This window comes from Streptomyces sp. NPDC085596, assembly GCF_044541565.1.
Classification (GTDB): Bacteria; Actinomycetota; Actinomycetes; order Streptomycetales; family Streptomycetaceae; genus Streptomyces.
In genome coordinates, this window is sequence record NZ_JBITTC010000003.1 from 392,590 (window position 1) to 405,756 (window position 13,167).

Genomic DNA, 13,167 nt, shown 5'->3' on the forward strand with positions numbered 1-13,167 from the left:
AAGATCCGGGTATACGCCAACCGCGCCGCGCCGATCGGGTGACGCGGACGGAGTTCCGTAGAACGCGACGTCAGGCGATGGCGCCGAGCAGCGCCCGCGCGCACAGTTCCCGCACCTTGTCCCGGCCCGGTTCGCCCTCGCGGAGCCACTCCAGGCAGACGGCGGTGGTGAAGGCGAGCCAGCCGCGCACGGCCAGCCGGGCCTGCGGGGCGCCCTCGAAGGCGGGCCCGAACTCGGGGTCGGCCGCCAGCGCGGCGAGGATCTGCCGCTCCTGCGCGGCCAGCGCCCGCTGGTACACCCGGCGTACGGCCTGGTCACCGGCCGCGTCGGCGCGGTGGAAGGCGCGGAAGCCGTGGGCGTGCGTCTCGACGTACCCGAGATAGGCGTCGAGCCCGGCGCCGAGCTGTTCGCGGACCGGCACGCCGGGGACGGCCGCGGTCATCCGCAGCATCCGCTCGCTCTCCCGCTCCACCACGGCGGCGAAGAAGTCCCGTTTCGTCGGGAAGTAGTGGTACAGCAGACCTCGGGAGACCCCGGCGATCTCGGCGACCCGCTCGATCCAGACGTCGTCGTACGGGCTCTCGGAGAACAGGCGCGCCCCGACCGCCAGCAGTTGCTCGCGGCGCTCCTCGGTGCTCATTCTGCGCCGGGCGCGTTCCCCCTGGTTCGCGGGCATGCCGTCACCCTACTGGACACCCCCTGCGGCACGTTGCTTGACGTCGGTTCAGTAGGCGGACCAGACTGCCAGCACTATTGAACTGGCGTTCAACACGCGCGTGGCGGACGGTCAACAGGCCACCGGATCAAGGGAGATCGCGTCATGGCCGAGACGACGGGGGCGACGCTGCCCAAGGGGTTCCGCAGTGCCGAGCAGGGCTGGCCGGAGCTGGACCGCATCCCGCATCCGCCGCGCAGACTGCCACTGCTCGGCGATGTGCTGGGCGTCGACCGGCGCACCCCGGTCCAGGACTCGATGCGCCTGGCGCGCGAGCTGGGCCCGATCTTCCGGCGCCGGGTGCTCGACCGGGAGTTCGTGTTCCTGTGGGGTGCGAAGCTGGCCGCCGATCTGGCGGACGAGACCCGGTTCGCCAAGCACGTCGGCCTCGGGGTGGCCAACCTGCGCCCGGTCGCCGGGGACGGGCTGTTCACCGCGTACAACCACGAGCCCAACTGGCAGTTGGCGCACGACGTGCTCGCGCCCGGCTTCAGCAGGGAGGCGATGGCCGGGTACCACGCGATGATGCTGGCGGTCGCCGGCCGGCTGACCGGTCACTGGGACCGCGAGCTGGCCGCCGGGCGCACGGTGGACGTGCCCGGCGACATGACCCGGCTGACGCTGGAGACCATCGCCCGCACCGGCTTCGGGCACGACTTCGGCTCCTTCGAACGCGACCGGCCGCACCCGTTCGTCACCGCCATGGTCGGCACCCTCGCCCACGCCCAGCGGCTCAACAGCGTGCCGATGCCCCCGCTGCTCCAGCGCGGCGCCGCCCGGCGCAACGCCGCCGACATCGCCTACCTCGACGACACGGTCGACGCGCTGGTGGCCGCCCGCCGCAGCTCCGGGGGCGGGGACGGCGACCTGCTGGACCGCATGCTGGAGACGGCCCACCCCGGGACCGGGGAGCGGCTGTCACCGGAGAACGTCCGCAAGCAGGTGATCACGTTCCTGGTGGCGGGCCACGAAACCACCTCGGGCGCGCTGTCGTTCGCCCTGTACTACCTGGCCGAGCATCCCGAGGTCGCCGCCCGTGCCCGCGCCGAGGTGGACCGCGTCTGGGGCGACACCCCGGAGCCGGGCTACGAGCAGGTGGCCCGGCTGCGTTATCTGCGCCGGGTGCTGGACGAGTCGCTGCGGCTCTGGCCGACCGCGCCGGCCTTCGCCCGTGAGGCCACGCGGGACACCGTGCTGGCCGGGGAGCATCCGATGCGCCGGGGCGGCTGGGCGCTGGTGCTCACCCCGATGCTGCACCGCGACCCCGAGGTGTGGGGCGACGACGCCGAGCGGTTCGACCCGGACCGCTTCGACGCCAAGGCCGTACGGGCCCGCCCGCCGCACACCTTCAAGCCGTTCGGCACGGGCGCCCGGGCCTGCGTGGGGCGTCAATTCGCCCTGCACGAAGCCACCTTGGTGCTCGGTTTGCTGCTGCGCCGCTACGAGCTGATCCCCGACCCCGGCTACCGGCTGAAGGTCACCGAGCGCCTGACCCTGATGCCGGAGGGCCTGCGCCTCGGCCTGGAACGCCGGAGCGTCCCCGCCGCCGCGCCGGTGGGCGCCCCGGAGCCGGACGCCGGTTCAGCGGGACGCTGTCCAGTGCGCGGGGCGGACGAGTGAGCCCGGCAGCCGGGTGCCGGGTCCCCCTCGGGCCGCGTTGACCTGCGGCTGGGTGAGGAACAGGGCACCGGTGAGGTCGGCGTCGGCCAGGTCGGCGCCCCGCAGGTCGGCCCCGATCAGATCGGCGTGCCGCAGGTCCGCGCCGCTCAGGTCGGCCGCGATGAGACAGGCGCCGCGCAGGCTGACCCCGCGCAGATCGGCACCCCCCAGCCGCGCGCCCGCCAGATCCGCGCCCCGCCGGTCCCGGCCCTTCTTGCGGCCGACCCCCTTGCGGGCCAACTCGGATGCCCGGAGGAGGAGTGCGGCCACCTCGTGCCAGTGGGCGGCCGGGTCCAGCGCGGCCAGTTCCTCGGGTTCCTGCTCGGCGAGGCGCTCGGTGTGCTCCAGCGCGCCGCGCAGCTCCGGGTGGAGGGGGCGGGCGGCGTCGAGACCGAGCGCCTCGGTGAGGTACCACAGGAGTTCGTGCAGGCGCCGGACGACCGGGAACACCTCGTACATCAGCCGGGCTTGCGCCTTGCCGCCGGTGCGCCAGTCGCGGCCGCCGAAGGTGACCTGGGAGACGCGCTGACCGGCGCCGAAGCAGTCGTAGACCGTGCAGCCCGCGTACCCCTTGGCGCGCAGCTCGGTGTGGATGCCGCAGGCGTGGTCCTCGCGCAGATTCACGCAGGGTTTCCCGGCGGGTTTGTCGTGCGCGAAGTCGGCGGAGCGGGCGAAGGGCAGGGCGACACAGCAGAGGCCGAAGCAGTTGGCACAATCGGCGCTGAGGACGGGTATGTGATCAGGCATCGCGGCAAGGGTACTGACCTGCGCGGTCCCTCTTCCGCCGGGCTCCGGCCTGACTACGCTGCCCCTGTCCGATCTTCGAGGCCCGAGGAGCCGCGATGCGTGTCGCCCTGTTCCTGACCTGTGTCAATGACACGCTCTACCCGGACACCGGCCGCGCCGTGGTGAGACTGCTGAGCCGCCTCGGCGTCGACGTCGACTTCCCCCTGGCGCAGACCTGTTGCGGGCAGGCGCACTACAACACCGGCTACCGGCACGAGACGGAACCCCTGGCCCGGCACTTCGCGGAGGTCTTCGCGGAGTACGACGCGATCGTCACGCCGTCCGGTTCGTGCGCGGCGATGGTGCGGGAGCTGTACCCGAGGCTGGGCGAGCGGGCCCGCGCGGAGGGCCGGGGGGAGGACCTGGCCGACGTACTGGCGCCGGTGGTGCCGAAGACGTACGAGCTGACGGAGTTCCTGGTGGACGTGCTGGGCGTCACCGACGTCGGCGCCGCCTACCCGCACAAGGTCACCTACCACCCCACCTGCCACGGCCTGCGCTCTCTCGGCCTCGGTGACCGGCCGCGCCGTCTGCTGGAGGCCGTGCGAGGGCTCGAACTGGTCGAGCTGCCCGGCGCCGACGAGTGCTGCGGGTTCGGCGGCACCTTCGCGGTCAAGAACGCAGGGGTGTCGGCGGCGATGGGCGCGGACAAGATGCGCAACGCCGAGTCGACCGGCGCCGAGGTGCTGTGCGCGGCCGACAACTCGTGCCTGATGCACCTGGGTGGCACGATGAGCCGGGCCGGCTCGGCGGTACGGCCGGTGCACATCGCGGAGATCCTGGCGAGCACGGAGGAGGAACCGGCCCGGTGAACGAGACCTTCGTCGGAATGCCCGCCTTCCCGGAGGCGGCACGGGAAGCGCTGGACGACGACACCCTGCGCGCCAATCTGCGGCACGCCACCCACACCATCCGCGCCAAGCGGGCGGCGGCCGTGGCGGAGGTGTCCGACTGGGCGGAGCTGCGCGAGGCGGGCAGCCGGATCAAGGAGCACACGCTCCGCCATCTCGACCGGTATCTGGAGCAGTTGGAGGAGTCGGTCACCGCGGCGGGCGGCACGGTCCACTGGGCGGCGGACGCGGCTGAGGCCAACCGGATCGTGACCCGACTCGTCCATGAAACGGGCGAGTCGGAGGTCGTGAAGGTCAAGTCGATGGCCACGCAGGAGATCGGGCTCAACGAGGCGCTGGAGGCGGCGGGCATCCGGGCCTACGAGACCGATCTCGCCGAGCTGATCGTGCAGTTGGGCGAGGACCGCCCCTCGCACATCCTGGTCCCGGCCATCCACCGCAACCGGGCCGAGATCCGCGACATCTTCCGTACCGCGATGGCCCGTTGGGGCCGTCCCGCTCCGGAGGGCCTGTCCGACAGCCCCGCCGAGCTGGCGGAGGCGGCGCGGCTGCATCTGCGGGAGAAGTTCCTGCGGGCCAAGGTCGGGGTGTCCGGGGCCAACTTCATGGTCGCGGAGACCGGCACGATGGTGGTCGTGGAGTCCGAGGGCAACGGGCGGATGTGTCTGACCCTGCCGGAGACCCTGATCTCGGTGGTCGGCATCGAAAAGGTCATCCCCGCCTGGCGTGACCTGGAGGTCTTCCTGCAGACCCTCCCCCGCTCCTCCACGGCCGAGCGCATGAACCCGTACACCAGCATGTGGACCGGCACGGCCGACGGCGACGGCCCGAGCACCTTCCATCTGGTGCTGCTGGACAACGGCCGCACCGACACCCTCGCCGACGAGGTCGGCCGTCAGGCCCTGCGCTGCATCCGCTGCTCGGCCTGCCTGAACGTGTGCCCGGTGTACGAGCGCGCGGGCGGCCACGCCTACGGCTCGGTCTACCCCGGCCCGATCGGCGCCATCCTCAGCCCCCAACTGCGCGGTACGGCAAGCGAGATCGACGCCTCGCTGCCGTACGCGTCCTCGCTGTGCGGGGCCTGCTACGAGGTGTGCCCGGTCGCCATCGACATCCCCGAGGTACTGGTCCGGCTGCGCGAACGGGTCGTTCAGGGCGGCCCGGCGGTGCGCGAGGGCAACCGGGTGGTGCTGAAGCCGGCCAAGGGACACACGGCGGAACGGACGGCCATGCGGGCAGCCCGCTGGACCTTCACCCGGCCGACGGCCCTGCGCACCGGCCAGCGCCTCGCCTCCCGCGCCCGCCGCCTGCGCCCGCGCACCCTGCCGGGCCCCGGCGCGGCGTGGACGGCGACGCGCGATCTGCCGGAGCTGCCCGCCGAGCCGTTCCGGGACTGGTGGGTACGCACCCGAGGCGGCAAGGAGGAGACGAAGTGAGCGACCGGGAACGCGTCCTGGGCCGGGTCCGGCGCGCGCTGGCCGACGTACCCGAGGACGACACGCCGTACGACCGGGCGGTCCCGCGCGACTATGCGCGCGAGCACGGCGAGCGCACCCCCGAGGAGACGGTGGAGCTGCTCGCGGCGAACCTGGCCGACTACCGGGCCGTGGTGCACCGCTGCGGGGAGGCCGAACTCTCGCCCCTGATCGCACGGCTGCTGGCGGCACGAGGCGCTCGGAGTGTTCTCGTGCCGGAGGGGCTGCCGTCGGCGTGGCTCGCGGCCGCCGACCCGGTGCACGTCCCCGACCGCGCGGACAGCACCCCGTACGAGCTGGACACCGTGGACAGTGTGGTGACCGGCTGCGCGGTGGCCGTCGCCGAGACCGGCACCCTCGTCCTGGACGGCGGGCCCGGCCAGGGCCGCCGCCGGATCACCCTTGTGCCCGACCACCACATCTGCGTGGTCCGGGTCCCCGGCCAAGTGGTGGCGTCCGTGCCGCAGGCCCTCGAACGCCTCTCCCCCGCCCGCCCGTTGACCTGGATCTCCGGCCCGTCGGCCACCAGCGACATCGAGCTGAACCGGGTGGAGGGCGTGCACGGGCCGCGCACGCTGGAGGTCGTGCTGCTGGGCTGAGCCGTGTCATCCCTTCGGCCAGCGGGGCCGGGCGGGGGGCCGGGACCCCGGCTAGCGTGGGGGAATGATCCGGTTCGAGCAGGTCAGCAAGCGCTACCCGGACGGTACGACGGCCGTGGACGACCTGTCCTTCGAGGTGTCCGAGGGCGAACTCGTCACGCTGGTCGGCCCCTCCGGCTGCGGCAAGACGACCACCATGATGATGGTGAACCGGCTGATCGAGCCCACCGCGGGCCGGATCGTCGTGGACGGCGAGGACATCGCGCGTGTCGACCCGGTCCGGCTGCGCCGCCGGATCGGGTACGTCATCCAGCAGGTCGGCCTCTTCCCGCACCGCACGGTGCTGGACAACACGGCGACCGTGCCGTCCCTGCTCGGCTGGAAGCGGGCCAAGGCCCGGGCGCGCGCCGCCGAACTGCTGGACCTGGTGGGCCTGGACCCCAAGACGTTCGGCGCGCGCTACCCGGAGCAGCTCTCCGGCGGGCAGCGGCAGCGGGTCGGGGTGGCGCGGGCGCTCGCCGCCGACCCCCCGGTCCTGCTGATGGACGAGCCGTTCGGCGCGGTCGACCCGGTGGTGCGCGAGCAGCTGCAGGACGAGTTCCTGCGGATGCAGCAGGCGGTGCGCAAGACGGTGCTGCTGGTCACGCACGACATCGAGGAGGCGGTCCGCCTCGGTGACCGCATCGCGGTGTACGGCGAGGGCCGCATCGAGCAGTACGACACCCCCGGCGCGGTCCTGGGGGCGCCCGCGACCCCGTACGTCGCCGGGTTCGTGGGCGCCGACCGGGGGCTGAAGCGGCTGTCGGTGACCGCGATCGAGCCGGATGACCTGGAGCAGCCGCCGGTGGCCCGACCGGACGAGCCCGCCGAGGGCGCGGCCCGGCGTCTGCGTGAGGAGGGGGCGCGCTGGGCGGTCGTACTGGACGCGGACGGCGATCTGCACGGCTGGGTGGGGCTGGACGAGCTGGCGGCGGGCGGCACGGTCGGTGAGCTGGCCCACCGGATGACGGCGTGGGTACCGGTGGGCGCCCCGCTGAAGCAGGCGTTCGGGGTGATGCTCCAGTACGACGCCGGGTGGGTCGCGGTGCTGGACGGGTCCCGGCTGCTGGGCGTGCTGACCCCGGCCAAGCTGCACGAGGCGCTGCGCCGGTCGGTGGACGCGGACGCGCTGGGGGTGGCGCGGGGGCAGGTGCCGTTCGACTCGGTGTCGGACGCGTAGGTCACTTGATCAGGCCGTGGTCCTGCAAGTACGTGCGGGCCACGTCGGCGGGCAGCCGCCGCCAGCTGTCGACCTGCCGGTTCATGTCGGCGAGGTCCTGGGTGGTGAGTACGTCGTTGAGCTTGCCGAGCGCCTTGGCGACCCGCTCGCTGCCGGCGCGGGCGCGGTTGACGACGGGGACGACGTAGTCGGCGTTCTGGAGGTGTTTGTCGTCGGCGAGGAGGACCAGGCCGAAGGAGCCGAGGGTGGCGTCGGTGGTGGTGGTCAGCACCAGCTGGTCCCGGCCGGACTGCACGGCCTGCTTGGCCGGGGTGGTGCCGACACCTTTGGGATCGACGGCGGTGATGTCGATCCCGTACACCTTCTTCAGGCCGGGGGCGCAGTACGGCCGCTTGACGCATTCGTCGCCCGCCGCGAGGCGCACCTCGAGCCCGGAGGCGCCGAGGTCGCTGAGGGTCTTGAGGTGGTGGCGGCGGGCGTAGGAGGCGCTGACCGCGAAGGCGTTCTGGTCGACGGCCCGGCCCGGCGGGAGGACGGTGAGTCCGCGCGGGGTGGCCAGGGCGCGCAGGTTCCTCATGGTGGCGGCGAGGTCGGGTGAGCCGGCCGGGGGCGCGTCGGCGCCGTGCTCCTTGGCGTTGAGCCAGTCGGCGAAGGTGGCGGCGTACTCGGGGGCGACATCGATCTGCCCGGACTCCAGGGCGGGTTCGTACAGTTCGCGGTTGGCCACGGTGATCAGCGAGGTCTTGTAGCCGGCCTGGTCGAGGAGCTGGGCGTAGAGCTGGGCGAGCAGGTCGCTCTCGGTGAAACCGGCCGAGCCGATGGTGAGGTGGTGGCTGTCGCCGGGCGGCGCGGTGACGGCGCCCTGGTTCTCCAGGGAGGGGCCGGAGGCGCAGGCGGTGAGGGTGGCGAGGGCGGCGGCGGCGAGGGCCGCGCGGGCTCTCATCGGCCGCCGTTCGCCCTGGCGGGCCTTCACCGGCCGCCCTTCGCCCAGGTGGGGCCGAGCCGTTCCACGATCTCGAAGACGCCCTCCACGAGCAGCGCGAACAGGGCGACGAGGATGGCGCCCGCGACGACCTGCGGGGTGCTGGCCAGGTTGAAGCCCGCGGTGATGATCCGGCCGAGGCCGCCGCCGCCCGCGAGCGCGGCGATGGTGGCGGTGGCGACGAGCTGGACGGCGGCGATCCGCACCCCGTTGAGGATCATCGGGAGCGCGAGCGGCACCTCGACCCGGACCAGCGTCTGCCGCCCGGTCATCCCCATGCCGCGCGCGGCCTGCACCACGCCACGGTCGACCTCGCGCATGCCGACGTAGGCGTTGGTGAGCAGCGGCGGCACGGCGAACAGCACCAGGGCGACGACGGTGGGCCCCTCCCCCCACTTCCCGACCGGGGTCAGCAGGAGCAGCACCAGCACGGCGAAGGTGGGTACGGCCCGGCCGACGTTGGAGATGTTGACGGCGAGCGCGCCGCCCCTGCCGAGGTGGCCGAGGACCAGCGCGACGGGCAGTGCGATGAGACAGCTGACGATCAGGCAGACGACGGTGAGCAGGAGGTGCTGCAGCAGCCGGTGCCAGACACCGTCGTCGCCGGACCAGTGGGCGGGGTCGGCGAGCCAGTCCCAGGTGGAGCCGAGCACGTTCATGTACGGCCCTTTCTCGCCCACGGGGTGAGCAGCCACTGCACGCCCAGCAGAAGCAGGTCGGCGGCGACGGCGATGATCACGCACAGCACGGACGCGGTGAGGACCTGGGCCTTGAAGTAGGTGTTCATGCCCGCGTAGATCAGATTGCCGAGCCCGCCGAAGCCGACGATCGCGCCGATCGTCACCAGGGAGACCGCCGACACGGTGGCGATGCGCAGCCCGGCCATCGCGGCGGGCAGCGCGAGCGGCAGCTCGACGGTGAGCAGCAGCCGGACGGGCCCGAAGCCGAGCCCGCGCGCGGCCTCCCGGGTCTCCTCCGGCACGGCGCGCAGTCCGGCGAGGATGTTCCGCACCAGCAGGGTGAGCGAGTACAGCACCAGCCCGGCGACGACGAGGGTGGCGGACAGGCCGTAGACGGGGAGCAGCAGGGAGAACATCGCCAGGGACGGGATGGTGTAGAGGACGGTGGTGACGGCGAGCACCGGCCCCGCGGCCCAGCCCCAGCGGCGGGCGAGCACGGCGAGCGGCAGCGCGATGACCAGCCCGATGAGCACGGACAGCGCCGTCAGCGCCAGGTGCTGCCCGACCGCGTCGAGGAGGATCTGGCGGCGGGTGCTCAGATAGTCGCCGCAGATCCACTCGTTGCGCGCGAGGCAGTCGTCCGGGGCGGCGGTCACCCGTCCATTGCACCGGCCGGGGCAGGGGGTCGGCGCGTTGTGGTGGCCCGTACGGGGGCCGGAACATCCCTTTTGGTATCACTTCTGGCATCCGAAGCGAGGAGTGTGGCGGCTGTGGAACGAATCGTCGTCGTCGGTGCCGGCCACATGGGGTCGGTCATCGTACGGGGCCTGCTGGACGGGCTGCCGGGGGTCGAGGTGGTGATCGTGGAGCCCTCGGCCGAACGCCGGGCGTCGCCGGACGGCCGCGCGGAGGTGGCGGCGGCGTACGATCCCCGGCCGGGCGACCTTCTCGTCCTCGCCATCCCTCCGCAGGCGTTCGAGTCCTTCGCCGACGGCCTTTCGCCGAAGGCGTGCGCGGACACGACGGTCGTCTCGATCATGGCGGGGGTACGGCTGGAGACGCTCGCGTCGGCCCTCGGCACGGACGCGGTGCTGCGGGCGATGCCGAACCTCGCCTCGCGGGTGGGCCAGAGCATGACGGTGCTGTGCCCTGGTGGCCAGGTGCGTCCGGATGGGGTGGAGCGCGCGGAGCGGGCGCTGTCGGTGATCGGCCGGGTGCTGGTGGTCCGGGACGAGTCCCTGCTGGACGCGGCGACCGCGCTGGTGGGCAGCGGCCCGGCCCTGGTGGCCTACCTCGCCCAGTCCTTCATGGGCTTCGCCCGAGGGTCGGGGTTCGCCGCGGCGGACGCACTGGTGCTGACCAGCCAGGTCCTGCGGGGAACGGCGGACCTCCTGACGGAGCCGGGGGTGACTCCGGAATCCCTGTACCGCCAGGCGAGCACCCCGCACGGAACAACGGCAGAGGGCATCGCCACGCTGCGGGAACACCGGGTGGGGGAATCGGTACGGGCGGCACTGGAGGCTACGACGGAGCGGGCGCGGGAGTTGGCGGGGTGAGGGGACGCGGCCCCACCGGCCGGTGGAGTGAGCGCTAGGTTGGCCGCATGAGCAACCTTGACCTCGCGCCGGAGCCGAGCGCATGCGGTGGCCGTGGCTTCGTCGTCGCCGAACCGGTCCGCGAACTGCTGAGCCCCCGTACGGTGAAGCTCGGGGAGTCCACCGAGGTCCGCCGCCTGCTGCCGAACCTGGGCCGCCGCATGATCGGCGCGTGGGCGTTCGTCGACCACTACGGCCCGGACGACATCGCGGACGAGCCCGGCATGCAGGTGCCGCCGCATCCGCACATCGGCCTCCAGACGGTGAGCTGGCTGCACGAGGGCGAGGTGCTGCACCGGGACTCGACCGGCAGCCGCCAGACCATCCGCCCGCGTGAGCTGGGCCTGATGACGGCGGGGCGGGCGATCAGCCACTCCGAGGAGAGCCCGAGGTCCCACGCGCGCTACCTGCACGGAGCCCAGCTGTGGGTGGCCCTGCCGGACGAACACCGCCACACCGACCCGCACTTCGAGTACCACGCGGACCTGCCGACGGTCACCGCACCGGGCCTGACGGCCACGGTGATCCTGGGCTCTCTGGACGGCACGACGTCCCCCGGCACCACGTACACCCCCCTCGTCGGCGCCGACCTCGCCCTCACCGAGGGCACCCGAACCCGACTCCCCCTCGACCCCGACTTCGAGTACGGCGTCCTGTCGATGTCCGGCGAGGTCCACGTGGACGGCGTCCCCGTCACCCCCGGCTCCATGCTCTACCTCGGCTGCGGCCGCACCGACCTCCCCCTCCATGCGGATTCCGACGCCTCGATCATGCTGCTGGGCGGGGAGCCGTTCGCGGAGGAGTTGATCATGTGGTGGAACTTCGTGGGGCGGACGCAGGAGGACATCAGCCGGGCTCGGGAGGACTGGATGAGGGGTTCGCGATTTGGTGAGGTGAAGGGGTACGAGGGGGAGCGACTGCTCGCGCCTGAACTGCCGTCCGTGCCACTGAAACCACGGGGTCGAGTGCGCTGACCTGGCACTTTCTGGACGGGAGTACGCGCAGCCAGGCGAAGGGACACATGCCCCGCCCGGCCCGTTCGCACTGCACAAGCAAACGCCTCTCCAGCCACTCATTCCACCCACCCTCGAAGTGCAAGTTTCGCCAGGCTTAACCACCCTTGCTCGGACTGATGCTGACCCAATGCTGACTTTGCCGACAGGCAGTCAGGTCCTTGCGGAAGGGGGTACTCGCTCATCCCGCACCCCTCTCACCACCGCGTTTTCGAAGTCGCGCCGCGAGCCGCCAGCGGCGCAGCGCTCGCCCGGCGAGCTCGAAACGCCGCCTTCATCGGAACGATGCTGACCTAAGGCCCCTGTTATGGGGTTCCCACAAACGCAGCGCGGGGCGCGTCACACCCCCCCGACGCAGCACAACACGTGCCCTGGGACGACCCGACTCCACCGGAGACGCCAGTGGAGGCCAAGCACCGTCGGCCGAGATCACGCCGGAGTGCCGGTCGTCGTCTCGAACGCGGTGCGCCACGCCGATACCGGTCAGCACCGTCTGGCCGATGTGCTGGACGCGGCCCGGCTGCTGCGCCCGATCCCGCCACGTGCCGTCGACGGCGGCGAGCGCTGGCTGAAGGGTCCGGACGGGATGGCGGCGGCCGCCGCGCGGATCGCGGCGGCGGCCGGGCAGTCGTTCTCCGGCCGGACCAAGCCCTTCACCGACCCCCGGATCTGCGCGGCCATCGTCGACCGCCTCACCTTCGGCCTGCGACCAGCACGACCCCCTTCGCCTGCCCGGACGCGCTGATCGGTTACAGCGCCAAGTTCCAGGAGTACGGACTGATCATTCACGACGGCGGCAGGCCGCTGGTACGCCTCCAGGCGCGGCGACTTCGGCTGGCAGCGGCCGTTCTCGTAGTTCTTGACTGTCTGCGTCGTGGTCTTCCGCGCAGCCGCGAGGCGGGCCTGGGTGATGCCGGCGGCCTCGCGAAGCCGGGCACGTTCCGCCGGGGCGGGAGCTGCGCGGCCGCGCTCGCGCCGGCGCCGCCCCACCCCCATCAACCCCTTCGACCTGAAGGCCAGCCAGAGCTTCGCCTTCAGCTACGTGACCGAGCTGTGCAGCACCGTCCTGCGCTCCGCAGAGATCGACACCCTCGAAGCCTTCGCAGCCGACTACGACGAGGCTGGCGCCCGAACCTTCGGATGCCTGCCCTACAGCCTCGACAAACGCGAGTCGGCCACCTACTGGTGGCGATTCGCCGCCGGTGCCGGTGACGCGCTCGCCGCGCACCTTCTCGCCGCCCACCACGCGGCAACCGGGCCCAACGCCGACTCCCGCGCGTGGACCGCCTTTTCCAAGATGCTCGGCTTCACGCCGGACCGACACATCCCTCAACCGGTCCGGCAGCACACCGAACTCGCACCGAACTTCGCCCGCGAGCTCCCGATGCGCGCCGCGACCCGTGTCTTCCTGCGACACCCGCGCCTGCCTGTCGGTCTCATGGCCCGGTAGCTCTCACCCAACCCAATGAGGCGTCGCCCCGCGAGCGGCCGGGCGACGCCGCCGGGGGGCAAGATCAAGAAAAACATCAACCTGAACGTCAGAGCCCGGGTCAAAGTGGCCCCCCTCGCCCGGGGCGCCCCCCCGCGATGGAA

At 72.5% G+C, this 13,167-nt stretch carries 14 protein-coding genes and 1 pseudogene; 9 read left to right on the forward strand and 6 right to left on the reverse strand.

Annotated features, from left to right (window positions below; genetic code table 11):
* Positions 1-70: 70 nt before the first annotated feature.
* Positions 71-676 (reverse strand): TetR/AcrR family transcriptional regulator, encoded by a 606-nt coding sequence (locus tag ACIGA3_RS11745; RefSeq protein ID WP_399713365.1) that lies wholly within the window; start codon positions 674-676, stop codon positions 71-73.
* A 144-nt stretch (positions 677-820) separates the two neighbouring features.
* Between ACIGA3_RS11745 and ACIGA3_RS11750 the strand changes: the two genes are divergently transcribed.
* Positions 821-2,335 (forward strand): cytochrome P450, encoded by a 1,515-nt coding sequence (locus ACIGA3_RS11750; RefSeq protein ID WP_399713369.1) that lies wholly within the window; start codon positions 821-823, stop codon positions 2,333-2,335.
* Here the strand turns inward: ACIGA3_RS11750 and ACIGA3_RS11755 are convergent.
* On the reverse strand, positions 2,297-3,121 hold the full coding sequence (locus ACIGA3_RS11755) for a pentapeptide repeat-containing protein (protein ID WP_399713371.1): 825 nt from the start codon (positions 3,119-3,121) through the stop codon (positions 2,297-2,299). The two genes, ACIGA3_RS11750 and ACIGA3_RS11755, sit on opposite strands and share 39 nt — an antisense overlap.
* A 95-nt stretch (positions 3,122-3,216) precedes the next feature.
* Here ACIGA3_RS11755 and ACIGA3_RS11760 point away from each other — a divergent pair, with 95 nt between their 5' ends.
* The 4 genes from ACIGA3_RS11760 (at position 3,217) to ACIGA3_RS11775 (ending at position 7,304) form a co-directional block, all read left to right on the forward strand.
* Positions 3,217-3,972, forward strand: coding sequence for a (Fe-S)-binding protein (locus ACIGA3_RS11760; protein ID WP_399713373.1), 756 nt, complete (start codon positions 3,217-3,219; stop codon positions 3,970-3,972).
* Complete coding sequence (locus ACIGA3_RS11765; RefSeq protein WP_399713376.1) at positions 3,969-5,447, forward strand: lactate utilization protein B; 1,479 nt, start codon at positions 3,969-3,971, stop codon at positions 5,445-5,447. Before ACIGA3_RS11760 ends, ACIGA3_RS11765 begins: the two co-directional genes overlap by 4 nt.
* Entirely contained in the window at positions 5,444-6,085 is a 642-nt protein-coding gene (locus ACIGA3_RS11770) for a lactate utilization protein C (protein ID WP_399713378.1), read from the forward strand. The genes ACIGA3_RS11765 and ACIGA3_RS11770 overlap by 4 nt, the downstream gene beginning before the upstream one ends.
* 64 nt (positions 6,086-6,149) lie before the next feature.
* Positions 6,150-7,304 (forward strand): betaine/proline/choline family ABC transporter ATP-binding protein, encoded by a 1,155-nt coding sequence (locus ACIGA3_RS11775; protein WP_399713380.1) that lies wholly within the window; start codon positions 6,150-6,152, stop codon positions 7,302-7,304.
* A gap of 1 nt (position 7,305) precedes the next feature.
* Here the strand turns inward: ACIGA3_RS11775 and ACIGA3_RS11780 are convergent, their stop codons facing one another.
* Genes ACIGA3_RS11780 through ACIGA3_RS11790 form a run of 3 tightly spaced genes read right to left on the reverse strand, consistent with a single transcriptional unit; the run spans position 7,306 to position 9,622 of the window.
* Positions 7,306-8,247: an ABC transporter substrate-binding protein gene (locus tag ACIGA3_RS11780; RefSeq protein ID WP_399713382.1), complete on the reverse strand. Its 942-nt coding sequence runs from the start codon at positions 8,245-8,247 to the stop codon at positions 7,306-7,308.
* 26 nt (positions 8,248-8,273) lie between these two features.
* Positions 8,274-8,945 (reverse strand): ABC transporter permease, encoded by a 672-nt coding sequence (locus ACIGA3_RS11785; RefSeq protein WP_399714012.1) that lies wholly within the window; start codon positions 8,943-8,945, stop codon positions 8,274-8,276.
* On the reverse strand, positions 8,942-9,622 hold the full coding sequence (locus ACIGA3_RS11790) for an ABC transporter permease (RefSeq protein ID WP_399713384.1): 681 nt from the start codon (positions 9,620-9,622) through the stop codon (positions 8,942-8,944). Before ACIGA3_RS11790 ends, ACIGA3_RS11785 begins: the two co-directional genes overlap by 4 nt.
* A 114-nt stretch (positions 9,623-9,736) precedes the next feature.
* Here ACIGA3_RS11790 and ACIGA3_RS11795 point away from each other — a divergent pair, with 114 nt between their 5' ends.
* The 3 genes from ACIGA3_RS11795 (at position 9,737) to ACIGA3_RS11805 (ending at position 12,319) form a co-directional block, all read left to right on the forward strand.
* On the forward strand, positions 9,737-10,522 hold the full coding sequence (locus ACIGA3_RS11795) for a pyrroline-5-carboxylate reductase family protein (RefSeq protein WP_399713387.1): 786 nt from the start codon (positions 9,737-9,739) through the stop codon (positions 10,520-10,522).
* A gap of 47 nt (positions 10,523-10,569) precedes the next feature.
* Complete coding sequence (locus ACIGA3_RS11800; protein ID WP_399713390.1) at positions 10,570-11,535, forward strand: pirin family protein; 966 nt, start codon at positions 10,570-10,572, stop codon at positions 11,533-11,535.
* A gap of 478 nt (positions 11,536-12,013) precedes the next feature.
* Positions 12,014-12,319 carry a hypothetical protein gene (locus tag ACIGA3_RS11805; RefSeq protein ID WP_399714031.1) on the forward strand — a complete coding sequence of 102 codons (306 nt, stop codon included), beginning with the start codon at positions 12,014-12,016 and terminating at the stop codon, positions 12,317-12,319.
* Between the two features lie 56 nt (positions 12,320-12,375).
* Here the strand turns inward: ACIGA3_RS11805 and ACIGA3_RS11810 are convergent.
* Positions 12,376-12,528, reverse strand: a pseudogene (locus tag ACIGA3_RS11810) (helix-turn-helix domain-containing protein); the annotation flags it as partial.
* On the opposite strand from ACIGA3_RS11810, the gene ACIGA3_RS11815 reads away from it, so the two are divergent.
* The gene (locus ACIGA3_RS11815) at positions 12,485-13,024 is read left to right on the forward strand and encodes a hypothetical protein (RefSeq protein ID WP_399713393.1); all 540 of its coding nucleotides are present in this window, start codon (positions 12,485-12,487) and stop codon (positions 13,022-13,024) included. The pseudogene ACIGA3_RS11810 and the gene ACIGA3_RS11815 overlap by 44 nt on opposite strands.
* Positions 13,025-13,167: the final 143 nt, after the last annotated feature.